We start from the raw sequence: 26,416 nt of genomic DNA, 5'->3' as shown, positions 1-26,416 counted from the left end.
GTCTTTAATAAGAGAAATTGACTCTACTCTTATAGGTTTGGTAAAGAAAAATTTTTTAGGTAGCAATGACCTTTTAAAGTTGGAGCGTTGCTTGTTTAGCTGTGTTAATTCTTACTATCAATTGATTGAATATGTAAAGAAATCTTTTCCAGACAAAAATGATTTGCCACACTCTAGGTTAATCCAGATGTTATCATTTCTTATTGAAAACAAGCAAGGTTACAAAACATTTACTAAGCTAAGGAATTATATTCAACATTTTTCAAATGTACCTTTTTATCTATCATATTCTGATGGCAAACCAAAAATATTAATAAATAAAGATGTTTTGAGTGAGGATAAAAGAATTAGCTACAGTTTTGACAAAGAATTAAACAGTGGTTTTGATTTTGATCTGTTAAATCTGACATATGACTTTATTGAAGAGGCAAGTAAGGTTGTAAATTATATTTTTTATATTATTTCAAAAGAGATAATAGAGGATGTTAATTCGTATATCTCTTATTTTGGTGATAAGAATGTAAAGTCAAGAAAGATGCTTTTAGTCCATATTGAAAGAGGGGGAAAGGTGCAAGACTATTACCCTTGCCCTCAGGAGTCAGTCATCGAATTACAAAGAATATATCATAGTGAATTACATAGAAAATTATTCGATTTTATTGAGGAAGAAATAATTTCTAGTCAAATGGATGAAGAATCTCCATCGATGAAGGAAGATTTTATAAGAGAACTAGGAGTAAAAGAAGGGACTAAAAAGTATAATGAGTTTATGAGGGAAATATCTATGCCTCCTCATGTGTTTGAAACTTGGAATAACAATTTGACTTATGATGACCCACAAAGCGCCAAGAAGGCTAAAATTGAAAAAGTAAAAAAAATAAGAAGATTAGGTTTATTCAATTACATATCTATATCATGAAAATTGGTAACCTGGTTGCTTTAGAAACATAACAAGGCTAGCCGAGAGCCCAGAAGCCTTTTCATGAATAAACGCTTCATATAATTGACCGAGTAATTTAAACAACTGCGCTTGGACTGCACCACCAAAACTAGAAAGTTACTTAAGCGACTTTGCAATACCTAAAGTTATTCATGATTTGCTAAATTAGCAAAGTCGCTGGCTCGGTTCTGTCCAATTCCACGTTAGCCATATACTAAAAAGGTCTCGATAGTCGCATTCTATAGTCGCACACCAAAAGCCACAATAACTGTTTTTAGTAGTTATCGTGGCTTTTGTTTATTCAAATTTTCAATTAACTTTCAAATGAAAGCTTGTCGCCAAACGTGCCTTTCCAGTCTTGATCAAACTGATCCACAGCTGGTTGTACTGCCGGGTGGGCGAACATCTGAGCGGCAATATCGACAGGCAGTGTGATGGCCTCGATACCTAGCTTCATCACTTCCATCGCTTGTTGGGTATTCTTAAAGCTAGCGGCCAGGATCTTGGCCGGTAACTGGTTCTGATCAAGCAGCAGTTGAAGATCGGCAACCACTTCCACACCGTTACCATTCATGGCATCGATGCGGTTTACATACGGGGCGAGGTAGTCAGCGCCGCAAAGTGCCGCCAGAAAACCTTGCTGAGCGGAGTAAATTGCCGTAGCTAGTACCTGAATACCTTCTTTTTTCATCAGCTTAATAGCGGCAAGGCCGACTTCTGTTGCCGGTACTTTTACCACCATATCATAAGGCATTTCATTGAGTTGGCGTGCTTCTTCAACCATTCCCTCTACATCTGTACTGACTACCTGGGCGTGAAACCTTGGTGTTGTACTTAATGCTTCACTCATTCCTTTTAGGGTTTCGTTAAGCCCTTGCTTCGACTTGGCCAGAATGCTCGGGTTGGTTGTTACCCCTTTCAGTGGCAGGCAGCTATCAAAACGCTTTACTTCTTCAATATCGGCAGTGTCTAGGTAGAGTTCGATCATGGGTATAGGTCTCGTTTCTGTTGATAGACAAACTATAGATCCCGCTAGTTGTTTAGATCTTGATTAAGATCAATTGAACTTTCATTTGAAAGTATAATAATTTCATTTAATGAAGGTGTCGCGGTTATCCAATAGACCGACAGCGAGGAATAGGATGTATTTTAATATTCAACGATTTTCGACTCATGACGGGGACGGCATTCGCTCTATCTTGTTTTTGAAAGGCTGCAGCCTGGCTTGTCCTTGGTGTCAAAACCCTGAAAGTCGCAGTGAAAAGCACTCTGTCTTGTTTGACGAGCGAAGCTGTATGGCTGATTGCAACCTATGCGTCGGTGCTAGCCAGGGCATTGAGCGTGATGGTGATACGCTTGTCATCAATCGCAAGCAGATCAGGGACGACGAGCTAATCGCACTGAAAAGAGTTTGCCCGACTGAGGCGTTAACCGTGTGTGGGAAAGAAGCAGAAAGTGACTATCTATTCGATACCCTAATGAAAGATAAGCCCTTTTATGACCAAAGCGGTGGTGGGGTGACTTTCTCGGGCGGCGAGCCGCTTATGCAGCCAGACTTGGTGACCGAGCTAGCAATGCGTTTGCACGATGCTGATGTTCCTACGGCGATTGAATCATGCATGCATGTGCCCTGGAAGAATATCGAGAAAGCGGCACCTCATATCGATTGCTGGCTGGCCGATCTCAAACATACCGATGAAGAGAAGTTTCTGAGCTGGGCCAAGGGTTCGCTCAAGCGCATCAAAGATAACTTCCGCAAGCTGGCGCCTATTGCCAAACGTATTGTGATCCGTGTGCCAGTCGTACCGGGCTTTAACGATACAGACCAAGAGCTTCAACAAATTATTGATTTTGCAGCTTCACTTGAAAGCTGCAAAGAGCTTCATCTGCTGCCGTACCACACACTCGGCATCAACAAATATCGCTTGCTCGATATGCCCTACGAATGTTCGGACCAACCGCTGAATAATCCGGAGCTGCTCCAGAGAGTACAGCAATACGCGAGCAACAATACCCAACTTAACGTGACCATCAGAGGTTAATCATGGACTTAAATTTTCTGCCTGAGCGCATCAAAGCACACAAAGCTGAGCTGGTAAATATTGTCACCCCGCCGATTTGTACTGAACGTGCAGAGGCATATACCAAGGCTTATCAAGCCAATGAAGACAAGCCTGTGATTGTTCAGCGTGCACTGGCGCTAGAGGAGCACCTGCGTACACGTACTATCTGGATCAAACACGATGAACTGGTGATCGGTAATCAGGCAAGTAAAGTGCGTGCTGCACCTATATTCCCTGAATACACGGTTCGTTGGATTGAGGCCGAGATTGATGAGCTGGCTGACCGCCCGGGGGCGGGGTTTGCGGTAACCGAACAAGACAAGCAGATTATTCACCGTCTGACACCTTACTGGCGTGGTAAGACGGTACAAGATCGCTGTTATGGCCTGTTTACCGACGAGCAGCAGGACATTCTGGCAACCACCATCATCAAGGCCGAAGGCAATATGACCTCAGGCGATGCTCACCTTGCGGTGGATAACGAGAAGATCCTCGAGCTGGGTATGAACGGCCTGATTGAGGAAGTTCGCCAGTACCGTGCAACCAATGATGTGTCTACGTTTGAGGGACTGAAGAAAGAGCAGTTCTATAAGTCGGTCGAGATTGTGTTGCTGGCGATCCAGGCGCACATGGTGCGCTATGCCGAGCTTGCCGAGTCAATGGCAAAAGACGAAGCGCGTCCGGCTCGTAAGGCAGAGCTTGAAATGATTGCGGCGAACTGCCGTCATGTGTCCACCGATGCCCCAGAGACTTTCTGGCAAGCATTGCAGTTGAGCTACTTTGTTCAGCTGATGCTGCAAATTGAATCAAATGGTCACTCGGTGTCGTTTGGCCGGATGGATCAGTTCCTGAATGATTACTACGTGCGTGACCTTGAGAGCGGCACTATTGAGAAGGGTTTTGCACTCGAACTGCTTCAAAGCTGCTGGCTTAAGCTGCTGGAAGTAAACAAGATCCGCTCGGGGGCACACTCTAAAGCATCGGCAGGTTCACCGCTGTATCAAAACGTCTGTATTGGTGGTCAGACGCTGAATGAAGACGGGACGCCGGAAGATGCGGTCAATCCTCTGTCGTGGGCGATTTTGGAATCTTGCGGCCAGCTGCGTTCTACCCAGCCAAACCTGAGTGTTCGTTATCACGAAGGGTTAGACCAAGCGTTTTTAATGGGCTGTATTGAGGTGATCAAATGCGGCTTTGGTATGCCGGCATTTAACAACGATGAAATCGTGATCCCTGAGTTCATCAAGCTGGGGGTGGAGAAAGAAGACGCCTATAACTACGCCTCGATCGGCTGTATCGAAACGGCGGTGCCGGGCAAATGGGGCTACCGTTGTACTGGTATGAGCTTTATCAACTTTGCCCGTATCTTGCTGGCAGCACTCAATGAAGGTGTGGATGCCACATCGGGTAAAGCCTTCCTGCCACATGACAAATCGCTGGGGAAAGGAAATTTTGCGAACTTCGCTGAAGTGATGCAATCCTGGCGTGATCAGGTACGTTACTACACACGTAAGTCGATTGAGATTGATACCGTGGTCGATACAGTGCTGGAGCAGCAGGCGCAGGATATCTTCTGTTCGTCATTGGTCGATAGTTGCCTTGAGCGTGGTCAAACCGTCAAAGAGGGTGGGGCAAAATACGACTGGGTTTCTGGTCTGCAGGTCGGTATTGCCAACCTGGGCAACAGTCTGGCAGCGGTTAAACACCTAGTGTTTGATGAGGCGCAAATCAGCCAGCCTGAACTGGCAAAAGCATTGGCAGACGATTTTGCCGGCAGCGAGAACGAACAGCTTCGCCAGCGCCTGATTAACTTCGCGCCGAAATACGGTAACGATGATGATGCTGTTGACAGCCTGTTGGCGGAAGCATACCAGGCCTATATTGATGAGCTTGCCCAGTTTGTGAATACTCGCTACGGCCGTGGCCCAATTGGTGGCGGTTACTACGCAGGCACGTCGAGCATTTCAGCCAACGTGCCATTCGGGGCGTCCACCATGGCGACGCCAGATGGTCGCAAGGCAACCACACCTTTGGCGGAAGGCGCAAGCCCGTCATCAGGCTCGGACCGTCTGGGGCCGACGGCGGTTTATAACTCGGTCGGCAAAATTCAGGTGAATCAGATTTTGGGCGGTGTGCTGCTGAACCAGAAGCTGTCACCGGCTGCGGTTGCCTCGGAAGGGGACAAACTGAAGCTGTCTATGTTGATCCGTACTTTCTTTAACCATCACAAGGGCTGGCACGTGCAGTACAACATCGTATCGCGTGATACCTTGCTGGCGGCGAAGAAGAACCCTGAGCAATATCGTGATCTGGTGGTGCGGGTTGCCGGCTACTCGGCATTCTTTACGGCGCTGTCGCCAGATGCGCAGGACGATATCATTGCCCGTACCGAGCATGACTTGTAAGTAGACTTTCAACTACGCGCTTACAGTAGTTTCAAATGAAAGAAGGCTGAGTTACACTGACTCGGCCTTTTTTATGGAGAAACACTGTGAATTCAAGACAAAACGAGATCTTACAAATCGTCAACGAACGCAAGCGGGTACAGGTTACCGACTTGTCTGATTTAGTGGGTGTCTCGGGGGTAACCATCCGCCAGGATCTTAATTTTCTTGAGCAGCAGGGTTATCTGAAACGTGTTCATGGTGCCGCGATGGCGCTTCAGAGTGATGATGTGAATGCACGTCTTGAAGTCCGATTCGATATCAAACAGCAGCTTGCCAATAAAGCGGCCGAGCTGGTGGCACCGAACGAAACGGTGTTGATTGAAGGGGGCAGTGCCAATGCACTGTTGGCCCGAACACTGGCTGAGCGCGGCGATGTGACGATCATTACGCCTTCTGCCTATATTGCTCATCTTATTCGCAACTCCGCTGCCAATATTATCTTGCTTGGCGGCGTATACCAGCATCAGGGGGAGAGCCTGGTTGGCCCGTTAACCAAGCTGTGTATTCAGAATATTCATTTCAGCACCGCCTTTCTGGGCATTGACGGCTACCACCAGGATACCGGCTTTACCAGTCGGGATATGATGCGGGCAGAAATTGCCGAAACGATCATCGGCAAGAACCGCCGCAATATTGTGTTGACCGACTCCAGCAAGTTTGGTCAGATTTATCCGTCTTCAATCGGCAAAACCAGTGAAATATCAATTTTGCTGACCGATGATGCTGCACCTAAAGATGATATCGACGCTCTGAAAAGCCAGGGTGTGGACGTGTTGTGTGGCTAGCCAACTATGCATGGCAGCCAGTGTTAGCAGTTTGAGTAATGGGCTTTTGTTTTAGCTGGCGATGTATTCCTGTTTATGGAATTCGGAGATTGCACATCGTTTTAGAAAGATAGCAAGAATCGGGTTGAGCAAAACGTTGTATTCATTCAAAGTGTCAAAAGTTAACAGCACTTTTGGATTATGAATATGACAAGCTTTCTCAGACTTCTTACCTTAGCTGCAATCTGGGGTGGGTCATTCCTTTTTATGCGCATTGCCGCAACCCCTCTCGGCCCGGCAGTCCTGATTGAAGCCAGGGTAGCATTTGCGGCGATTACCTTGCTCGCGGTTTCTTTTTACCTAAAGAAGAACCTCCAGTTTGTTGCCAACGCTAAACACTATTTTATCCTGGGGCTGTTCAATACTGCTTTGCCATTTTTGCTGTTCGCCTATTCTGCGCAGACGTTGAACGCTTCGTCTCTTTCGATTCTGAACTCTACTGCGCCTATCTGGGGGGCGATAATAGGTGCGATTTGGACCAAGACGGCCCTGTCTAAACGTGTCTTACTCGGGTTATGCATGGGTATTGTCGGGGTGAGTGTGTTGGTTGGTTGGGAAGCTGCCAATATCGGCGAGAATGCCATTCTTCCTATAACCGCCGCGATAATGGCGGCGTTTTGTTATGGTATTGCCTCTAACTACGCCAAGAATGCACCGAAAATTGAGTCGTTCAACAATGCGCATGGCAGTATGTGGGCTGCGGTCCTTATCGTTGTGCCTTTCCTGCCGTTTGTACCAGTTCGGGAAGATCCTAATCTTAATATTGCTCTGGCGGTCTTCTTGCTCGGTGTGGTGTGTACAGGTATCGCGTATTTAATCTATTTCCGATTGATCGTTGATCTAGGGGCGTCTTCCGCGCTCTCGGTAACCTTCCTGATACCTGTGTTCGGTATTTTTTGGGGACACCTTTTCCTCGATGAAGAGATCGGTATGAACACTTTGGTCGGTTCGGTGCTCGTCGTAGTGGGAACTATGTTTGTAACAGGCTTTTCTCCCAAGCAGCTCCTCAGGCAGAAGGCAATTGCGAATGGATAATATTGAATCGCATCGTCATTATCGTGTTGTAGAAGAGGCGATACACTACATTCACCAACACTTTGATAGACAGCCGACTCTGGCCGAGATTGCGACTGCCGTGCATATGAGTGAGCACCACCTGCAAAGAGTATTTTCCGAGTGGGCGGGTATTTCTCCCAAGCGTTTTCTACAGTTTGTCACCAAGCAAGCGGCAATAGATGCATTAAGGGATACGAGCAACCTTATTGAAGCAAGTCATAATGTCGGGCTATCAGGCACAAGTCGGCTTCATGATCTTATGGTGACATGCGAGGCGATGACACCGGGTGAAATGAAGAAGGCTGGCGAGGGAGTCTCTGTTCAGTATGGTGTGGCTTCTACACCGTTTGGTGAAGCAGTATTGGGGTGGACAGGACGAGGTATATGCTACCTTCAGTTTATCGATAATCAACGACAAGTTATTGTTAGCGACCTGTATAGCCAATGGCCAAAGGCGAGCTTTACCTTAAACAACACAGAAGCTCAGCTATTAAGTCAGAAGATATTTGCCTCGCCGCTAGAGCGAGGCAAGATTCACTTGGTACTCAAGGGGACAAACTTTCAGGTTAAGGTCTGGGAGGCAATGATAAATACCCATCCCGCCCAGCAGCTTTCATATTCTCAGGTGTCACAATTAATTGGTTCCCCAAGGGCATCAAGAGCCGTTGGTACCGCATTGGCGAATAATACTATTGGCTACTTAATACCTTGTCATCGGGTGATAAAGAATAACGGTGATATTGGTAACTACCGCTGGGGAACCGACCGCAAATCTGCCATTCTTGGCTGGGAAAATGCTGCGTTAAAGTAGAGATCTTTAGAAAACATCGAAGAATGAAATAACCTCCGGTCAAACCGGAGGTTATTGGTGTAGCGGAAGTTAGGCGATATCAGCAGGCAGTGACATTTATCGCCAGTCCGCCGAGAGAGGTTTCCTTGTAATGATTCATCATGTCCAGCCCGGTTTGGTGCATGGTTTTGACGACATCATCCAAAGAAACATGGTGGGAGCCGTCACCGCTCAGGGCTAATCGGCAGGCATTAATGGCCTTTACCGCTCCCATGGTATTACGCTCGATGCATGGCACCTGAACCAGGCCGTCGATAGGATCGCACGTCAGCCCGAGGTTATGTTCCATGGCAATTTCTGCTGCGTTTTCTACCTGCTCCGGGGTGCCCCCCATCACTTCTGTCAGGCCAGCGGCGGCCATAGAGCAGGCCACACCGATCTCTCCCTGACAGCCGACTTCGGCCGCTGAAATCGAAGCATTGGTTTTGTACAGTGAGCCGATGGCTGCTGATGTTGCCAGGAAATCATGGATGCCTTTTTGTACGTTGTCCTGATTTTTGGGGGCGACAAACTGGATGTAGTAGGCCAGAACAGCAGGGATCACGCCAGCCGCGCCGTTAGTCGGGGCCGTTACGACTTTGCCTCCGGCCGCATTTTCCTCGTTGACGGCCATGGCATACAAGTTGACCCATTCCTGAGAGTCTACCTGCTCGCCACGTTCTTCTCTTGCCGTCAGATCCTGGTGGATTTTGTTAGCACGACGCTTGAGCTTGAGGCTGCCGGGCAGTACCCCTGTTTGTGCTACTCCGCGCTTAATACATTGATCCATTACTGACCAGACGTGATCCAGACGAGCGGTTGGATCCTCGTCATTACGTGCCTGTTCGTTGGCGTGCATGATTTCGGCAATGGTTAGCTGGTGCTCCTTGCACAGTGCCAGGAGTTTGTTTCCGGAGCGGAATGGGTAAGGAAGAGGCGATGTTGAAGCCGCTTCTTGTTCTGCGTCACCTTTGGCGACAATGGCTCCGCCACCGATAGAAAAGTAGGTTTTTTCGGCTACGATCTTGCCTTCTTGATCGTATACCGTACAAGTCATGCCGTTAGGGTGCTCCGGAAGGAAAGTATCGTTGTGGAACACGATATCTTTTGACCAGTCGAAAGGAACAAAACGCTTGCCGGCTAATGGGAGATCGCGGGAGCCTTTAACCATACTGACCATGGTAGGGATGTCATCGGCTTCTATCGTTTCAGGGAGTTCTCCCATCAGCCCCATGACACAGGCAATGTCGGTGGCATGCCCAAGGCCGGTTAAGGCGAGCGAGCCGTAGAGGTCAACCTTCACAGAAAATGTTTGGTCAAGCAGCTCTTGCTCAACTAAGAAAGTGGCAAAGCCTGCAGCCGCTGCCATCGGTCCTACAGTATGGGAGCTGGAAGGGCCGACTCCAACCTTGAATAGCTCAAAAATACTATGTGGCATTTACCTGTCTCCATGCTTTTCTAACGGGCGAGGACTGCTGCGCTCGCCATGTTTCTTAACAATTGCGAAACATATTAGACAAATTCCACCGTAGTGAACAAAGGTTTCTTTTAGGAAACTTAATCTACATCACACCTCTGAGAAAAATAGCTATAAGGAATAGATGATAAGAAATGGCAGATCTGATCCTTAGAATTAACAGTAAAATTGACAGCGCACTGTCAAAGTGTAAGCATGCTGTCATATTCATGAGGGAAGGGTTACATATGAAGAAGGCAACAATTCACCTGGCAGTGTATGACACGATGGCCGACTGGGAGTATGGCTATGTCGTTGCTCATATCAACTCACCAGAATTTCAGAAATCACCGGGACATTTTGAGATCAGGACTGTCGGTGAGACGCTTGAGCCGGTCACGACCAAGGGTGGGATCAGTATCCTCCCAGATCTTAGTCTGGATAGGTTGGAGCCAAATGACAGCCAACTATTGATTTTGCCTGGTGCGGATACTGCAGCAGATGGTGGTATTGAACTTTTCGTTGATATGGCTGCACGTTTTCTGAGTGCTGATGTTCCTGTTGCCGCAATATGTGGTGCGACCGCTGCGTTGGCAAAACGAGGCTTGCTTGATGAGCTGCCACATACCAGCAATGCCAAGGAATTTCTGCAAATGACAGGCTACAAGGGGAGTGACTGTTATATCGATAAACCTGCTGTAACGGGTGGGAACCTGATTACGGCAAGCGGGGTCGCGCCGGTAGCCTTTGCGGCAGAGATTTTTCGTAAACTTGGCCTTTATGCAGACAATACGCTGGAGGCCTGGTGGCAGTTATTTGAACATAAGGATCCGGCAGGTTTTTATCAATTGATGGAGGAACATTCAAAGTGAGTGATCGTCAAGACAGGTTGAGTTCAATGGCACTGACAGTGTTTGCGCTCAATGGTCGTTTTTTGAAAATTGCTGAGCAGCTTGCTGAGCCTGCAGGGCTGACGGCAACACGATGGCAGGTATTGGGCGCGGTCCTCAACGAACCATTAACCCAGGCGGAAATAGCACGTCGTATGGGCATAACACGACAGAGTGTTCAGAGAACCAGCACCCAGTTGATAGAAGACAGAATGATTCAGTTCATGCCGAACCCGTCTCATCGTAAAGCCATGCTGTTAACACCGACGGATAAAGGATTGGAGGCCATCGGAAAAATCGGCCCGCAACATGCTGATTACGCAAAACGGCTTGAAGCGGAGCTCGGCAAAGAGCGAATGGCCGAGTTGTCAGAAGCGCTTACTCAACTGCAATATGCACTAGACGCTATTGATTAAGCCCTGGCGATGGCATGTGGCGGAACTCCGAAAGTACGCTTGAAGGCATTGGTGAAATTTGAGGGATGGTGGTAACCAGCCTCATAAGCTGCCTCGGTAATGCCGATCAAACCCGATTCCAGATGTTGCTTGGCGATCTCCAGTCTACGGTAGCGGATATATCCCTTTATGGTCAGGTTTAGTGAATGTTTGAAGCGGCGTTGGAGGTTCGAGACACTCATCGAAAAGGTCTTTGCTAACTGCTCTAGGCTTAGGTCCTGGTCGAGGTGGGTTTCGATATAGCTGACGATATCCTCGATTTGAGTGTAATCAGTTGGCGGTGCCAGACTTTTTGGGGGTTTTGGCATATCAGCCAGTTGCTCGAAGACATCACCAATCAACTGATGCGCCAGGCACTCAAGTTTCAGTTTGTTATTGATACTTTGCGGTGTATGACAGGCAATAATCTCTGTCGCCAGTTCGAGCATTTCTTCAGTTAGCTTGATGGGAAAGCTCGTTTTGTGGCTGGCGATAAAGTCGCTGATGGGGCAGTCTTCGGAAATTTTGTCTTTAATCCAGTTCGGTTGAATGGAAATGTTGAGTTTGGCCACCTGGTTGTTTTCAAGCAATGTGCGTCGAAAATTTGCGGGCTTGGCGAGGTTAACCACAACGGCGCATGGTTCTTGCGAGGCATCGAAGTCAAATTCCATATCATCGAAGCCGAAACTGAGTTTGCCTTTGAGCAAAATGATAATGATCAGCGTGCTCGGCGCCGTTGAAATGATATTGGAATCGGTCAGTTCTGTACTATTACCGCCATGGAGAGAGATGGCATTAGCGTAGCTATAGGATATAAAGTGCCCCTCAGCCAGTGATGTTTTTCGGGCTTGCCCTTTGGTGACAATAAACTGCTTTTCGGTCTCTTCGACTTTTTCAGTTAAAGCAATCTTCTGCAGCTTTTTGCGCTTCTCTGTTGTGAGCACCATCTTGACCATTCCTAATAACGTTTATGCGTTTTCGCATAAGCTAATCAGCTTTGTATTGATAGGAATGAAACTTATCATAGTTGCGAATTATTATCATTTACATTCGGGAAAACTTTCATGGAAAGGCAGCAGCGCTCTATCATTAAACATTCCACTTTATGCTTAGCCATTGGCATCGCTTTGTCAGGCAACGTACTAGCCCAGGAAGAGACCTCTCACCTGGAAGAAGTCTTGGTATGGGGAACCAAAGTGACCAGTAGCAGCGAATCGATGCTGTCTGAGGATATGTCACTGAAGCAGGCCGATCACATGTCTGATCTTTTGCGTGATATCCCGGGTGTGGACGTTGGTGGTACGCACTCTGTTAACCAGCGTATTACGATTCGCGGTTTGGGCGAAACCGATCTTGATATTCGTTTAGATGGTGCTTCGCAGCATGCCAATATGTTTCACCACATTGGTAACCTGACGCTGAACCCAGATATTCTAAAGTCTGTTGATATTCAGGTTGGTAACAACTCAGTGACTCAGAGTGGCCTGGGTGGCGCCGTATACTTTGAAACCAAAGATGCCAAAGAGCTGCTGCGCTACGATGAAGAGTTTGGCGTACGTGTATTTGGCGGTTATGCGTCGAATGATAGTCAGCAAGGTTCAATCACTCTGTATGGATTACTGGGTGAAAAGCTTGATGCCATGGTTTACGGCCATTATGTAAACCGAGAGAACTTTGAAGACGGCAATGGCGATACCACCTTTGGTGCTGCGGGTGATGTTTACAACATTCTTACCAAATTGGGTTATGAGCTGAGCGATGAGCACCGTTTTGAACTTGCCTACGATATGTATCGCGACAGTGGTGACTATAACCCACGACCTGATATGGCAGGCGAGGCGAACCAGAGCCTATCTAAGGACAAGCTGATCCCGACAGATTACGACCGTGATACGGTGACTCTGAGTTATGAGTTAAGAGGTGATACCACGCGGGGTAAGGTGTCTGTTTACTCCTCTGAAACGGAAATTGTCCGTGACGAGAGCGTGATGGCACCACGCTGGCCGTCATCTCGTTTGTCGATGAATACAGCGAAAAACGAAAATGTCGGTGTGAATGTCAAGTTCCAGTCTGACTACAGTCTGGCTTCGCTAGAGAATGTCGCGACATACGGTGCTGACTATATCGATAAAAACTCATCCAGCTCCTATGGCGGTAACCAATTTATGGATGAGACGGCAATTTCTAGTGCGGTATTCTTCGAGGATCAGATCTTCTTTACTGACAGATTCTCTATTACTGCCGGTATTCGTTTTGACGATTATGAGCGTAAAGCCATGACTGGAACGAAAGATTTTGATGACGTAACCTGGGCACTTGCAACAGAGTGGGGCGTTACGGAAGACATTACGCTGTTTGCCAGTACGCGTAGCCTGTTTAAAGGTCCTGAGCTGATGGAAACCTTCATCCGTTACCAGGATGTGGCTTTCCTTGCCGATGATATTAAGCCGGAAACCGGTCTGAATACTCAGGGTGGTGTGCGTTTCAATAAGTATGTCGAAGAGCACTTCTTCGGTGCAGATCTGACCCTGTTCCAGACTGATATTGACAATTATATTGTGGAAACTTATCAGAGAGCGACTAGATCTTACCTGATCTCTAACTTGGGTGATGTAGAAATCAAAGGCTTTGAGGCTTCTGTTTCTTACGGTTATGACGCCTTTAACAGTAAGCTTTCTTACTCTAAGTCAGATATGGAAGATAAGACTAATGGCGGTCCGGTTATTGGCGGTAATGGTCGCAGCATGGACGTCGGTGACAGCATCGCCTTGACGCTGGATTACCAGGCTGACTCGCTGGATACCATCTTCGGCTGGTCATCAATTCTGGTTCGTGACGAAGATAACGTTCAGGCTGGCCAGCCAATCAAAGAGGGTTACAACGTCCATAACCTGTACGCACAATGGGTCCCTCAGACTGTTGACGGCCTAGCGGTTACCTTTGGTATCGACAATATCTTTGACGAGGCTTATGCATCTCATGCATCGCGTTCAGGTACCGCACGAGGCATTACGCTGGATGACCTGGAGCCGGGTCGTAACTTCAAACTGTCAGCGGCATATCAGTTCTAAATCGGTTGAAATAACTATGGCGGCTCTCCGTAAAGAGGGCCGCTTTTTTATTTGCCGTCTGTAAGCAATGTTTCTATCCATCATTGGTGGCTATGTAGTGTTGTTTTCCAGAGTAGAGAGCATAGCGTTATCTCTGGTAGCAAATCTGTATTTTGTACGTACTAAATCGTGTTTTAGGTCTTTTAAATTAGCAGGTTAACGAAAATATAGACTGATTTGATAGTACCGTGAGGAAATGATGTTTATGATAAAAAGATGGCGACTCACCGCCTTGTTGCTGCTTGTATTTTCGATGCCTGCCTGGTCTTGGCAAGTGGGGTGGAAGATGACCGAGGTGGACGAGGCCAATCCTGATCGTCCTTTGCAGGTCGCACTTTGGTACCCTACTACAGAGTCATCATCTGAGGCTGAGCTGATTGGTGACAACACCGCGTTTAATGGTGTCTATGCGATTAAGTCAGCGTCTCCTATCGCCCAAACTCCAAAACCGCTTGTGTTACTTTCTCATGGTTATCGGGGGAACTGGCGCAATATGAGCTGGCTGGCAGCTCGGTTGGCAGAAGCTGGCTATCTCGTTGCTGCCCCGAACCACCCTGGAACCACAACGTTTAACACGGATCCTGTTGCGGCTTCTCAATGGTATGAACGTCCACGAGATCTGAGCCGTATCATCGATAAACTGACTGCTAATCCCGAGATTGCCGGTGCTGTTGATCTAAATCGAATAGCAGCCATTGGTCATTCTCTTGGTGGTTGGACGGTCATGAATATTGCCGGTGCGACAACAGATATTCACCATTTAGTGGAGAAGTGTCGGGACATCCGTCTAAAAAGGGGCTGTAGTATTACTAGAGAGCTGGGCTTAACAGTTACAGGCGATACCAATGTTCAGCACCAAGGTCTTAATGTTCATGATACCCGCATTTCAGCGGTGGTGAGCTTAGATCTCGGATTGGCGCATAGCTTTCTACCTGCCACCTTGAAAAAGATAACGACGCCAGTTCTGATTATCGCTGCCGGAACCGACACTATCGGTCTGCCATATTCGCTTGAATCGGGTTATTTAGCGAAGAACCTGCCCATTTCGCCCGGAGATTATCAGGTGTATCAGCAAGCCAGTCACTTCAGCTTTATTCAGCGATGCAAGCCGAGTGCTCAGCAGCTTATTGAAGCGGAGTCTCCCGGTGATGGTATTGTGTGTGTGGACGGCACAAAGAAGACTCGTGAGCAGTTACATGCGACATTCACTAAACGGATAATGACCTTTCTTGAAGAAAACTTCACCGCTATTTAGCTATCTAGGTACCTTGGGCCGAGCGGCGATAGTCGCTCGGTGTCATTCCTGTTTGACGTAAGAATTCACGGTTAAAGTTTGATTTGGTATTAAAACCTACCATGCCGTAGATCTCCGTGACACTGTGGCGAGTTTGAACTAGCAGTGTTTGGGCTTTATCTATGCGATAAGTATTGATGAGCTGCGAGACATTCTGTTCATTCATTTGATTGACCGCAGCTGAAATTTTCCGACTCGGGATACCTGCCTTACGCGCCAGACGAGCCAAGTTTAAATCAGGGTCGCAGAATAGTTCTTGTTTTTCCAGGAGGGTAACGACTGTGTTTAGCACCGTCAGATTATCTTCCTGAGAGGCTTGATTTATAGATGGCTCAGTCTTCTGCTCTGGAACTTCTGTAGAGTTATTATCATCTTTGAGCTGGTGGCTGATTGTTAACGTCACAGTCAGAGTCGCCGTTAACAGGACGACGATTGCACTGTGTGAGATGGAGAGAATGGCGGGCGTATAATCTCCGTTGAAGTGTGTGAGATCAATTAGAATGAGCATGTCTATCATAAATGCCGCTAGCAATACGACTGAAGCCATATAGCACAGGTGGCTAGCCTTTTTCAGTGAGTGAAACCGGACAAAACTGAAGCCATCGGAATTGCTGGTTCCCAGCTTGATCAGCCATATGGCATATCCGAAATAAACGCTGAGGATGAATGGATCGAGAAGCGGCTTTAAGGGCGAAATAAGAAACATGAGTCCGGCAGATATGGGGATGGTTACCCCCAGGAGTTGACTGCGGGAAGTGAGTCCCAAGGTTGCAGACAGGCTCCATGCCAATAATGGAGGAAGGCTGGCAGCGGCAATAGGTTGAGCAAAGCGCAGATCATCTAATCCATATCCCCACCTTAATCCAACCAGTAGGGTACTAATTGCACTGACGAGTAAAAAGCTGATGATAGGCAATATACGCTGTCGTTTCTGGCGAAATAAGAGCATAGCCAGAGTACATAGTATCAGGGAGACGATTATAGGAACCGGAAGTGCCAGCATCATTGTCCTTTCAAAACTCTATAAAAGAAACAACATGATAGAGGTTGCATGAGTGGTTTCCAAGCTGTTGTAATTCCTGGCTCATATTCAAAGCATCAAGCTGTATTCTCTTGCTTTACCGAAGATCGTTCAAAAATACTTCAAAATATAATTGTACAGTGTTCGATTGTGGTGTAGATTAGCATCATCAAGGGAAATCAAAGATCGAATACAGCAAGGGGCAGGTCATGAATCAGTTTTCATTGTTGGGGAAGAAACGTTTTCTTCCCTTCTTCGGTACACAGGCATTAGGGGCGTTTAACGACAATCTATTTAAGAATGTGTTGCTGCTGTTTATTGCGTTCTCCGGGATATACAGTCAGACAGAAAGCACTTCGTTGATTAACCTGGCTGCCGGATTGTTTATCCTGCCATTCTTCTTGCTCTCACCAATCGGCGGACAGCTTGCCGACAAGTACGAGAAGTCTGCGCTGATCCGTAAGATTAAACTGGCCGAAATTGTCATTATGTCTGCAGGGGCGATTGCCCTGTGGTTTAACTATGTACCGGCACTGCTGGCTATCCTGTTCCTGATGGGAGCCCAGTCTGCGTTGTTTGGACCGGTAAAGTTTGCCCTGATGCCACAGCACCTGAGCGATCGTGAGCTGGTAGGGGGTAATGCGGTTGTTGAAATGGGGACGTTTGTGGCGATTCTCGGCGGTACGGTTGCTGCCGGTTTGCTATTTACCACCGAGAATTCAACGCTATTGGTGACGGTATCGGTGCTGGCGCTTTCGGTGTTGGGGTATCTGAGCAGCCGTTTCATACCTCACGCCAAGGCGAATGACCCGTCGCTGGTGGTGAACTGGAACCCCTTCACCCAGTTGGTCAGAACAGTTAATCATGCTCGTAAAGATCGCACTATCTTCCTGTCAATTCTGGCTATTAGTTGGTTTTGGTTTATTGGCGCGACATATTTAACCCAACTGCCGAACTTTGCCCGTGATTATCTGGGGGGCAATCCTCAGTTGGTGACTGTGTTGCTGACCGTCTTTTCTGTTGGCATTGCTGTCGGATCGCTGCTTTGCGAAAAGCTATCCGGCGGTCAGGTTGAGCTGGGGATCATTCCGATTGGCGCCATTGGTATTAGTGTGTTCGGTTTTGATCTGTATTTTGCCAGTCAGCAGGTTGTCGTTGAGTCGGGTATTACAGCCAGTGAATTCGTTACTTATGGCGAAAATCTTCGGATGTTGTTTGATTTGGCTATGGTGAGTGCCTTTGGTGGGATTTTTGTTGTTCCTCTGAATGCCTTGATCCAACAACGAAGTGAAGCCAAAAGTCGTGCCCAGACCATTGCTGCCAATAACGTGATGAATGCCTTGTTCATGGTACTGAGCGCTGCTGTGGCCGTTCTCTTGTTGAACGTTTTCGAGCTGACAATTCTTGAGCTGTTCCTGGTACTGTCAATCGGCAATGTGCTGGTGGCTATCTATGTATTCTCGCAGGTCCATGAGTTCATGCTCCGTTTTATGGTCTGGCTGCTGACGCATACTGTGTATCGTATTAATCACAAAGGCTTGGATAATATTCCCGAAGAAGGGGCAGCGGTATTGGTTTGTAATCATGTCAGCTATGTCGATGCATTGCTGATAGCCGGGGCCTCCCGCCGCCCGGTAAGGTTTGTGATGGATAAAGACATTGCCAATATGCCGGTGGTTAAGTATTTCTTCAAATGGATCAAGGCCATTCCTATCTGTGCTCAGGGGAAGTCACCCAAAATCTATCAACAGGCCTTTGACCGGATTAGTGAGGAGCTCACTGCTGGGGAAATAGTATGTATTTTCCCTGAAGGAAAGTTGACCAGAACTGGTGAGATGAATGAGTTTAAGAAAGGGATAGAGAAAATTATCAGCCGTAATCCGGTGCCGGTTGTTCCTTTAGGCTTGATTGGCGTATGGGGCTCGTTCTTTAGTCATGAAAAAGGGCGTGCGTTTACGACTTTGCCATCTCGTTTCTGGTCAAAAGTAGAGATTGTTGCCGGCAAGGCAGTCGAACCGGAGCAGGTGTCGGCGAAAGATCTTCAGGAGAAAGTACAGCAATTAATAGCCAGCTAAGAGCTCGAATCACATAGTCACTACTCGCTCAACCTGCTTTTCATAGGCAGGTTGGGCTTTATTGCAAGCAAAAAAGTATCACTATATGAGACTTCCGGTTCCATTTATTACTTCAAAAAAAAACTTTGATACAACTGTTGCATAATATATTGGACTTGATTAGATTTTTTACTCTAGATGGATTTTTACACAGCCCTTGAAGCACGGATAATAAATGGATTTTAAAATGGACTTTATAACTCACATAGCCCCTCCGGATACCTACTCCACTGCATTGATTGGACTCAAATCATAAAAGCTATTCAGGCTTGGTTTCTGATTCAAGTTAGATGAATGAACAGTTGATTCGTATCGTTATTAAATTTTGGCAACTAACTAGTTAGTTTTCTTGATTAGTTGTGAATTTAATAATAGTTGATATTTGGTAGTCATTAATCACTTAAATGTGTGGTTTAACGTGTTACCTTGAGCCTGATTTAATAGTTATTTTATGACCGTAGCAATAGTCAGGGTTTAAAAATTAGCCTATCAGCTAGTTTGATGGGTAGGGAATGCTATTGTTTTATATTAACTCATTAATTTAAAATGGAAATATTGAGGAGGATATTAGGCAACAAGATTATTAGGTCGTCAAGATATTGTAATTAGATTACTTCAGGCTCAGATCTTTATGCTGAGTTAATAAATAATAACGACAACCATCAATATCTTGAATTATATTTTTACAGGATAATAGTATGCAGAACACACACTCTTATTGTGTTCGGATAGCAGCGCTGGCTATTTCTTCACTGTTTTCTTTGTCATCAATGGCAGCAGAAAACCCAGAACAGATGACTGAAGGAATCAGTAAAAATAACACGGAAGTAGTTGGGTACAAGTTAGGTGGTAGCTTAAGCTTTGGCTATGATTCAAATATCTATGATAAAGACGATCACCGTTCGGTACGTAATTTATCATGGGATTTGTCACTCAACTCACCAATTAACAAGCAGTATAAAGTGTATTTTGTAACTGGCGCATACCGAGCACTCGAAGATGAAACAGGAGACTTTTGGAATGACTCTTTAATCAAATTAAAGCGTTATTCTATATATGACTTTGGAGAAAGCGGAACCATTGACCTATCAGGTCAACTGACTATTCCTACTTCAGAAGCCTCCCGGGATGATGATCTACAAACCGCTTTGCGTATTGATCTTCCGGTCGGTTTTAAAGTATGGGAAGCGGATATATCCGTTTCACCCAGAATAAGGAAAAACTTTCACCAATATAAAACTGCCGGAGGGCGTTCCCTGACAGAATGGATATATAGCTTATCCATGGCTGCTGATTATTCCCGAAACAAGTTTTCGACGGGAGTTTCGGCTTTGGCCGGAAATACCGTTAGTTATCAGGGGACCCGCCGTGACACTTTTGATTATGGAGCATCTGCCTATGTGGAATACCAGTTTACAGATGTTTTGTCCGGCTCGCTTAGCGCATCAACATCAGGGTTTTATACCGATGCCGAGCGAGGAAACCTGGGTGATCTCGAGTTATTTGACAGCGACAAGGCAATATTTGGCGCAAATATAAGTCTCTCGTTTTAAGGATGAAAAATGAGAAAGGAAAAACATATTTTATTTAGGAAGCTGGCGTTGGTGTCAGCTATAGCAACAGCATTGGTTGGTTGTGGTGCCGATGATCAGGCATACGATACACTGGCAAAGCCGGATAACCTAGTAAGTAAGACTCAGATTAAGACGGATCAAGTCTATCTGTATATGCCGTCAATGGCCAAAGCACCGGATTACGCTGTGAGTATGGCTCCGTTCACTCAGGGTAAGGAAAAGCTGGTGACCCTGAAGTTTGAGGGCGATGTTGACAGTAATGAAAGCGGTAGTCTGCAGGTGCGAATGATCAGCCCAGATATCATCAGCCAGGATGAAATCGATCAAAACAAACTCGGCCGCTGGACTGACGTTCAATCGAATCAGCGCCCGATTATGACGATTCCGGGGGATTTCGTTGATTATCAGTGTAGCGAGGATGACTACGGAGACTGTACCAACAAGGAAGAAGAGGTCGACAATAATGAAGTGTCATGGCAAGAGCGCCGTTTCTTTGTGCCCGATTTTTCCGAAGTCGAAGTACATGAAAAGAGCTGGGATGATGTCTTTACCTATTCCTCCGGTTGTTATACCAAATCCGGTGATTCTCGCCTGGCCAGGGATCCTGACTCAAACTGGAAAGGGTACGAAATTACCCAGGATGGTGTGATCAACTTTGAGATTGAGCAAGAGTACAGTATTGCCAATAATTTCAGCTGCCTTATCAATGCACTGGATCGTGCCTCATTTGATATCAGCAACCTGACGTTTACTGTCTCGCATTTCTACTCATTGGTACCGCTGGACATGGTGCGTTCGCCGTCACTCAGCTCAAATATGACAGATGCTTACGAGCCGATTGTCTACCAAAAGGGTGACGAGGACACCTTCGGTTTCTTTGCCAACGAACAGGGCAGGCCGGATGTTTCCTATGTGGGGGATCAGTTTGATCAGAAGTTTAATTATTTGCATCGGTTTAACCCCAAGCTGGAAACGATTGACTATCATCTGTCCAACAGCTTTGACCTGAACGAAAATACGCGCTTTTTCAAGCAAATCACCAAAGATGTGATCGCGAATATTAACCCACAGCTTGAACGTGTGGGTGTACCTCGAATCAATCTGATTGAGCCGTCTGGCAAACAGCCTGGAGACCTGCGCTACAACGTGATTAACCTGATAGACGAGCCATTAAAAAATGGCCTGGCAGGTTACGGTCCGTCTGCCGTGAACCCGTTGACTGGCGAGATTGTCCATGCCCACGTCAATCAGTACTCCGGCGTTTTACAGTCTATTTCTGATTGGCTGTGGGACAAGGCGGTTATTGACTATAACAAAGGCCGTGTCGGACAAGTTGCAGTAACAAAACAAAAACAGGCCGCATCGGCTGATCAAGATGTTGCTGCCAATACCACCAATGCCACCAACGCTAGCAACCAGACAGCTGAAGTGCTCGACGGACTGAATAACGCGGCAATGCCTATTGTCGGCGGCGAGTATGCGAAACAGCAGCTAGAGTCCGAGCCGATGGCTTACGAATCGATGATGCAAGCTTTGAAAGCATTCCAGGAGCAAAAAGGCCTGAATGCTGACTACCAACCATCAGTGAGTCAGTTGGCTGCTTTGGAAAGCCTTGAGAAGCGTTATTGGTCAGAAAATAATATGTATTCGGTCGATAATTTACGAGCCGGAGCGACATTTAAATCGCTACCGACGAAAGTTGGGGATCGGACTTTTGACTATAAGAATCCTGACATGTGGCGGGATGGCAAGGTTGGAGAGCCAGGGTATCTGAAAAAATGGCGTGAGCTACCGACAAGTGTTCGTGATGAGCTAGGTATCTTCATTGCCGGGGCGTACTATACCAAGACATTGGTACACGAGCTTGGCCATAACCTTGGTTTGCGTCATAACTTCAAAGGCAGTAATGATGAGCACAACTACTTCAGTCAAGATGAATTGGCCCAACACGGATTAAAAACCGTACCTGGCTATTCATCAATTATGGATTATAACCCTTCAATGCTGAATGCATTGCCTGTCTATGGTCCTTATGATTTGGCTGCATTGCGTTTTGGTTATTCACGTAAGCTGGAAACTAACCAGAAAGTGATTGCTCCTGACGGCAAAGGAAAAACTGCTGTTAAAGTGAGCTATTTCGATGTGTCGGATCTGGATAATAAACTTAGGGCGGAAACCTTCCGTGATAGCAGCAGACTGTCTTCTGATATCTATGACGGTGTTGTGAAGGCGGCCGAGCAGAAACTGGGTGACGGTGGCTCAGCAGATACCAAACTGAGAGAGTTCATGTTCTGTACCGATGGCAATGTGTCATTGAACGAAGACTGTAACCGACATGATGAAGGTCGAAACCGTGGTGAAATTGCAGCCTTCAAACTGGAAAGTTACGATGATCTCTATTATCAGCGAACTATTCGTGGTCTGAAAGCCAACTTTTCGGAAGAAACCATTGTTAAATATGCCAATGGCCGTATCAGTACCTTTATGGATTGGCGAAACAGTATCCATAACTTTGATCGCTGGAGAGATTTCGTTCAGGACAACTTTAAGGATGACTTGCTCCGGATCTACCTGTCGAAGGTAAACCCGCTGTGTACTGATCCGAAGGAAGATCAGACTGATTTCGTGCTCGATTTGTATTGTGGTTCGCCTAGAGCTGTTGATAGTGTCCGGGATAAATTTGTAAAGATCCTGGCGACCCCGGATCATACCTGTGAGCTGAAAGATGAAGCCACAGACCAATATAGCTATCGCAGCCTGGCTGAAATAATTGATGACTATAATTATCGTAATAATTTCGCTATCAACTATGTGCCGCAATCGTGTTTCGACCCTGCCGTGGTTAAAAGTCTGGCTGAGGGGGATAGCCCACGTCTGGTAACTGGTGAAGCTGGTAAATACCTGAACAGCGGTAGTGCACCACGACCTGCTCCGGTGAATAATTACTCCAATTACATCGACTATATTGGTCACTGGCCGGATCGGCTGGCTGCGGCAGCTGCGTTGGTGGAACGTATTGGTGAGCGTCGTACCACTGATCGATCAACGATGGCGCTGTTTGACTTGTTGGATGTCGAGGTGGTTAACGGTCAGCCGTTGATATCTAATCCAAAGGTAGCCGTGCTTGATACCATCATCAAAGGGGAAAAACACCTGAGTGTAAGCTTTAATGATGAAAAAGGTGTTTACCATCAGCCTCATGGTGATTTTGAACCATGGTCATGGTCGCAGAAGCTTGAGCGTATGCCATACTATGGCAGCTACTCAATCCGGGATTACTTTGGCCTGCCGAAGTATGAAGAAGTGTCACTGATTAAGGCTATCTTGACGGCTATGGTCAAACATTCGGCCGGAAATATGACAGATCAACGTGATGAGGTATTTGCTCGATCAATTACCATGCGCAGCGAACCAGGCTGGCAGGTTGATCCACTGACCTATGTTCGCAGTAATGGTAAAACTTATTATGCAGCGGCAGATAACACTTATGCTCAGGATATGATCAAATTTGTTCGTGATTTTGATGCCTTGTCTGCAGCAGAGAAAAGTGGCGCTGATTTGTCTGCTGTTCAGTTAAGCATGATTGCACTTGCTGACTACCAGGATGAAACCAAGAAGGCCTTGTTAGCTAAGCAATATGCTTATCAGAAACAAAGCCTGGAAAATCTGCCTGTCTATAATACGACTGCGACACTTGTGAGTGATTTGCTAAACCACTAATTGAGTGCTTTATCAAGTTTCGCAACATAAATGAAGGCCCCGGCTCTATATGCCGGGGCATTTTTTATCAAGATACGTTAGGGCTTGTTTTTGCTAGAATTTGCGCCGGGCATTTCGGTGTAACTTTTGCTGTTGAATATCAGGGATATCTTGGAACAAATATCTAATAATGAAAGTAAAATATAGATTTATCTATGGCGAGTGATTCTTATCTCAAATTTCATATGCACTGATATTTATACTTTTCCACGCAGTTGGTTCGAATAAAACAGAAAAGACAAAGGCTACTCATGTACTCCTTCATGAGAGGTATTGCTTTTGATTAATAATAACCAAGGAAAAGGAAACATTATGGCTATCAGGAAAAGATGGTTATCACTACTCATTACTTCATTATTAACTAGCTACTCAGTATTTGCAGAAGATAATAATACCAATGTTCAGTTTTCCCCAGATGGTGAAACAACACGCGGTTATAATGAACCGCTAAGAGAATACAGTGAATCGGAGACTATTATTGCTCCTATCACTATTCCTGCACCGACAGTATCAGAGCGTCGGCACCGGGATGTTGAATTATTCAATGACAGTGCGGGTTGCTCTGACTATCGTCAGTTTTCAGCACTTACTGGCGATGATCTGTTCAGGTTTATAGCCGATACATCTACAGAGTGTATTAGTGAATTGTATCGCCGCAATGACAGTGTTTCACTTGCTACATACCAAGCTGAAAATGTTATTGATATTGCCAGGCGTGCAGCCGTGATAGCCGCGGATTATAATTCATCCACTGGTGATGACCTTTATAATCTGTTTTATTATCTGCGGGGTGCGTTTTATATAGAGTACAACAATGAGCAGCTGAAATATCAAGACCAACGACCTCATCAAGCATTACTATCTTTACTTGAAACCTATCGAAATAACCCCTTTATATCTGAAGTGACCGATATTCAGGGTAATACAATGGCTGAGTACTTTACAGCTTGGGATAGCAGTAAAAACTACATCCAGAGTGTTACATCCATTACCCGGTATTTGAATGAGTTTAGCCCGGCACACCTCGCACAATGGTCACACCGTAGTGCGTTAACCAAGGCGCTAACGACGCTCTATCGCGGAAGTTGGGATGAAACCTATACGAAATCAGCCGAGCAACAAACAGCCTTGCGAGCAGCTTTACTTAAGGTTGCAACCTCAGAATATATTTACAATTCTGAGTACAGCTATGAGTCGACTGATGCGCTAAATGAATATGCCCGTTTTCTTGAATATCAGAAATACTGGGGGCTCTCGGATAGCCTGAAACAGGAAGTCAATCAGGGCATCGTCAGTTTCATGTCCCACTTCGAGCGCAACACCAAGGCGTGGGCTACTGCAGCCGGGGCATTGGAACGCTATAACCCGGGAGAGTGTGAAAAGTTCGGTATTTGCGGCTGGAAGGAAGATCTCAAAGATGCTGTGCTGAGTATCCATCATTCTTGTAGTGATACGATAAAGATTCGTGCCCAGAGCATGACGCAGTCCGAGCTTCAGCAATCTTGTGCGTTGCTGGCGGAGGAAGAAACGCTATTTCATCAGGTATTAAATACCAATAACCAGCCTGTGAATGATGACTATAATACCAACCTCGAAGTGAATATTTTCGATTCGACTGAAGATTATAAATCATTCGCCGGTACCATCTTTGGTATTAGTACTGATAACGGGGGCATGTACCTAGAAGGAGATCCTTCGGTTGAAGGAAATCAGGCTCGATTTATTGCTCACGAGGCAACGTGGCGAGACGACATTTTGGTCTGGAACCTACGCCACGAGTATATTCATTATCTCGACGGCCGATTTAACATGTATGGCCCGTTTAATTACTTCAGTATCGACAAGGACAAATCCGTTTGGTGGTCTGAAGGACTGGCTGAGTATATTTCTCATCAAAATCGCTATGACGAGGCGGTAGAGATTGGCCGTCAGCAGCGATACCGCTTTAGTGAAATACTGAATAACACCTATAACAGCGGTGACGAACGTGTTTATCGTTGGGGCTATCTGGCAGTTCGTTTCCTATTTGAAACGTCCCCAGAACTCGTTGAGCAATTAATGCAATATGCCCGTGCCGGTGATGTGCAAGGGTGGGTTAATTTCCTCAACACCTCGATTGGCACTTCCCTAGACTATCAATGGTATAACTGGTTGCAGGTGGTGCAAAGTGATGACTCTCCAATCGGTGGGCAGGGGCCAGCTCTAATACCTGATAGTTGTAAAGTCCAGGGACCATACGGTTATGGCCAGATTTATGATGGCAATACTGTCTGTATCAGTAGCGGTAAGGCATATTACTACTTTTATGTAGACGCAGATGTCAGCCGTATTGATATTAATACTGGCCACGGCGAGGGCAATGTTGACTTGTTCTATAGTTCGTCGAGCTGGGCTGAGAGCAACAACTACGTGTTGAGCTCAACCGAGCCGGGCAATGTGGAGTCACTTACTATCAATAACCCTGCAAGTGGCTGGCAATATGTGACAGCGCTAAGTAATCCGTCAAGCAACGGGGCCAGTCTAAAAATCGAGATGACAAAGTAACAGAAATGACTTGATGATAAAGGCCTTCCTCCATGACCTGGAGGAAGGCTTTTTTGTTGAC

General features: G+C 46.3%; 18 protein-coding genes. 14 read left to right on the top strand and 4 right to left on the bottom strand.

Annotated elements, in window-relative coordinates; genetic code table 11:
- On the top strand, positions 1–919 hold a 919-nt coding region (locus tag L4D19_RS11820; RefSeq protein ID WP_428452639.1), incomplete at its 5' end, for a hypothetical protein.
- A gap of 334 nt (positions 920–1,253) precedes the next feature.
- On the opposite strand, the gene L4D19_RS11815 is transcribed toward L4D19_RS11820, so the two are convergent.
- On the bottom strand, positions 1,254–1,928 hold the full coding sequence (locus L4D19_RS11815) for a fructose-6-phosphate aldolase (RefSeq protein WP_428452638.1): 675 nt from the start codon (positions 1,926–1,928) through the stop codon (positions 1,254–1,256).
- Positions 1,929–2,082: 154 nt separating this feature from the next.
- On the opposite strand from L4D19_RS11815, the gene L4D19_RS11810 reads away from it, so the two are divergent.
- The 5 genes from L4D19_RS11810 (at position 2,083) to L4D19_RS11790 (ending at position 8,141) form a co-directional block, all read left to right on the top strand.
- Positions 2,083–2,982 carry a glycyl-radical enzyme activating protein gene (locus tag L4D19_RS11810; protein ID WP_428452637.1) on the top strand — a complete coding sequence of 300 codons (900 nt, stop codon included), beginning with the start codon at positions 2,083–2,085 and terminating at the stop codon, positions 2,980–2,982.
- 2 nt (positions 2,983–2,984) lie between these two features.
- Positions 2,985–5,408, top strand: a complete 2,424-nt coding sequence (locus tag L4D19_RS11805) for a formate C-acetyltransferase/glycerol dehydratase family glycyl radical enzyme (RefSeq protein WP_428452636.1) — start codon at positions 2,985–2,987, stop codon at positions 5,406–5,408.
- An 86-nt stretch (positions 5,409–5,494) separates the two neighbouring features.
- Positions 5,495–6,235 carry a DeoR family transcriptional regulator gene (locus L4D19_RS11800; RefSeq protein WP_428452635.1) on the top strand — a complete coding sequence of 247 codons (741 nt, stop codon included), beginning with the start codon at positions 5,495–5,497 and terminating at the stop codon, positions 6,233–6,235.
- 186 nt (positions 6,236–6,421) lie between these two features.
- A complete protein-coding gene (locus L4D19_RS11795; RefSeq protein ID WP_428452634.1) occupies positions 6,422–7,309 on the top strand; it encodes a DMT family transporter in 888 nt (295 codons plus the stop codon).
- Positions 7,302–8,141 (top strand): bifunctional helix-turn-helix domain-containing protein/methylated-DNA--[protein]-cysteine S-methyltransferase, encoded by an 840-nt coding sequence (locus L4D19_RS11790; RefSeq protein WP_428452633.1) that lies wholly within the window; start codon positions 7,302–7,304, stop codon positions 8,139–8,141. The genes L4D19_RS11795 and L4D19_RS11790 overlap by 8 nt, the downstream gene beginning before the upstream one ends.
- A gap of 79 nt (positions 8,142–8,220) precedes the next feature.
- Here the strand turns inward: L4D19_RS11790 and L4D19_RS11785 are convergent, their stop codons facing one another.
- On the bottom strand, positions 8,221–9,597 hold the full coding sequence (locus tag L4D19_RS11785; protein ID WP_428452632.1) for an L-serine ammonia-lyase: 1,377 nt from the start codon (positions 9,595–9,597) through the stop codon (positions 8,221–8,223).
- 266 nt (positions 9,598–9,863) lie between these two features.
- Between L4D19_RS11785 and L4D19_RS11780 the strand changes: the two genes are divergently transcribed.
- Both L4D19_RS11780 and L4D19_RS11775 read left to right on the top strand, forming a co-directional pair.
- Positions 9,864–10,487, top strand: coding sequence for a DJ-1/PfpI family protein (locus L4D19_RS11780; protein ID WP_428452631.1), 624 nt, complete (start codon positions 9,864–9,866; stop codon positions 10,485–10,487).
- On the top strand, positions 10,484–10,921 hold the full coding sequence (locus L4D19_RS11775; RefSeq protein ID WP_428452630.1) for a MarR family winged helix-turn-helix transcriptional regulator: 438 nt from the start codon (positions 10,484–10,486) through the stop codon (positions 10,919–10,921). The genes L4D19_RS11780 and L4D19_RS11775 overlap by 4 nt, the downstream gene beginning before the upstream one ends.
- On the opposite strand, the gene L4D19_RS11770 is transcribed toward L4D19_RS11775, so the two are convergent.
- Positions 10,918–11,886 carry a helix-turn-helix domain-containing protein gene (locus tag L4D19_RS11770; RefSeq protein ID WP_428452629.1) on the bottom strand — a complete coding sequence of 323 codons (969 nt, stop codon included), beginning with the start codon at positions 11,884–11,886 and terminating at the stop codon, positions 10,918–10,920. The genes L4D19_RS11775 and L4D19_RS11770 overlap by 4 nt on opposite strands.
- Before the next feature lie 117 nt (positions 11,887–12,003).
- Here L4D19_RS11770 and L4D19_RS11765 point away from each other — a divergent pair, with 117 nt between their 5' ends.
- Complete coding sequence (locus L4D19_RS11765) at positions 12,004–14,010, top strand: TonB-dependent siderophore receptor (RefSeq protein WP_428452628.1); 2,007 nt, start codon at positions 12,004–12,006, stop codon at positions 14,008–14,010.
- Positions 14,011–14,254: 244 nt separating this feature from the next.
- The gene (locus tag L4D19_RS11760; RefSeq protein WP_428452627.1) at positions 14,255–15,304 is read left to right on the top strand and encodes an alpha/beta hydrolase family protein; all 1,050 of its coding nucleotides are present in this window, start codon (positions 14,255–14,257) and stop codon (positions 15,302–15,304) included.
- A gap of 4 nt (positions 15,305–15,308) precedes the next feature.
- Here L4D19_RS11760 and L4D19_RS11755 read toward each other — a convergent pair whose 3' ends face one another.
- Positions 15,309–16,349: a helix-turn-helix domain-containing protein gene (locus L4D19_RS11755; RefSeq protein ID WP_428452626.1), complete on the bottom strand. Its 1,041-nt coding sequence runs from the start codon at positions 16,347–16,349 to the stop codon at positions 15,309–15,311.
- 224 nt (positions 16,350–16,573) lie between these two features.
- Between L4D19_RS11755 and L4D19_RS11750 the strand changes: the two genes are divergently transcribed.
- The 4 genes from L4D19_RS11750 (at position 16,574) to L4D19_RS11735 (ending at position 26,355) form a co-directional block, all read left to right on the top strand.
- Positions 16,574–18,439: an MFS transporter gene (locus L4D19_RS11750; protein ID WP_428452625.1), complete on the top strand. Its 1,866-nt coding sequence runs from the start codon at positions 16,574–16,576 to the stop codon at positions 18,437–18,439.
- A gap of 737 nt (positions 18,440–19,176) precedes the next feature.
- A complete protein-coding gene (locus L4D19_RS11745) occupies positions 19,177–20,031 on the top strand; it encodes a hypothetical protein (protein ID WP_428452624.1) in 855 nt (284 codons plus the stop codon).
- A gap of 27 nt (positions 20,032–20,058) precedes the next feature.
- Positions 20,059–23,772 (top strand): zinc-dependent metalloprotease, encoded by a 3,714-nt coding sequence (locus tag L4D19_RS11740; protein WP_428452654.1) that lies wholly within the window; start codon positions 20,059–20,061, stop codon positions 23,770–23,772.
- 351 nt (positions 23,773–24,123) lie between these two features.
- Positions 24,124–26,355 (top strand): M9 family metallopeptidase, encoded by a 2,232-nt coding sequence (locus L4D19_RS11735; RefSeq protein WP_428452623.1) that lies wholly within the window; start codon positions 24,124–24,126, stop codon positions 26,353–26,355.
- Positions 26,356–26,416: the final 61 nt, after the last annotated feature.

Source organism: Photobacterium kasasachensis, assembly GCF_050336885.1.
In the GTDB taxonomy this organism is placed as follows: domain Bacteria; phylum Pseudomonadota; class Gammaproteobacteria; order Enterobacterales; family Vibrionaceae; genus Photobacterium; species Photobacterium kasasachensis.
The sequence above is the reverse complement of the archived record's forward strand: the minus strand, read 5'-3'. Positions and strand labels throughout refer to the sequence as shown.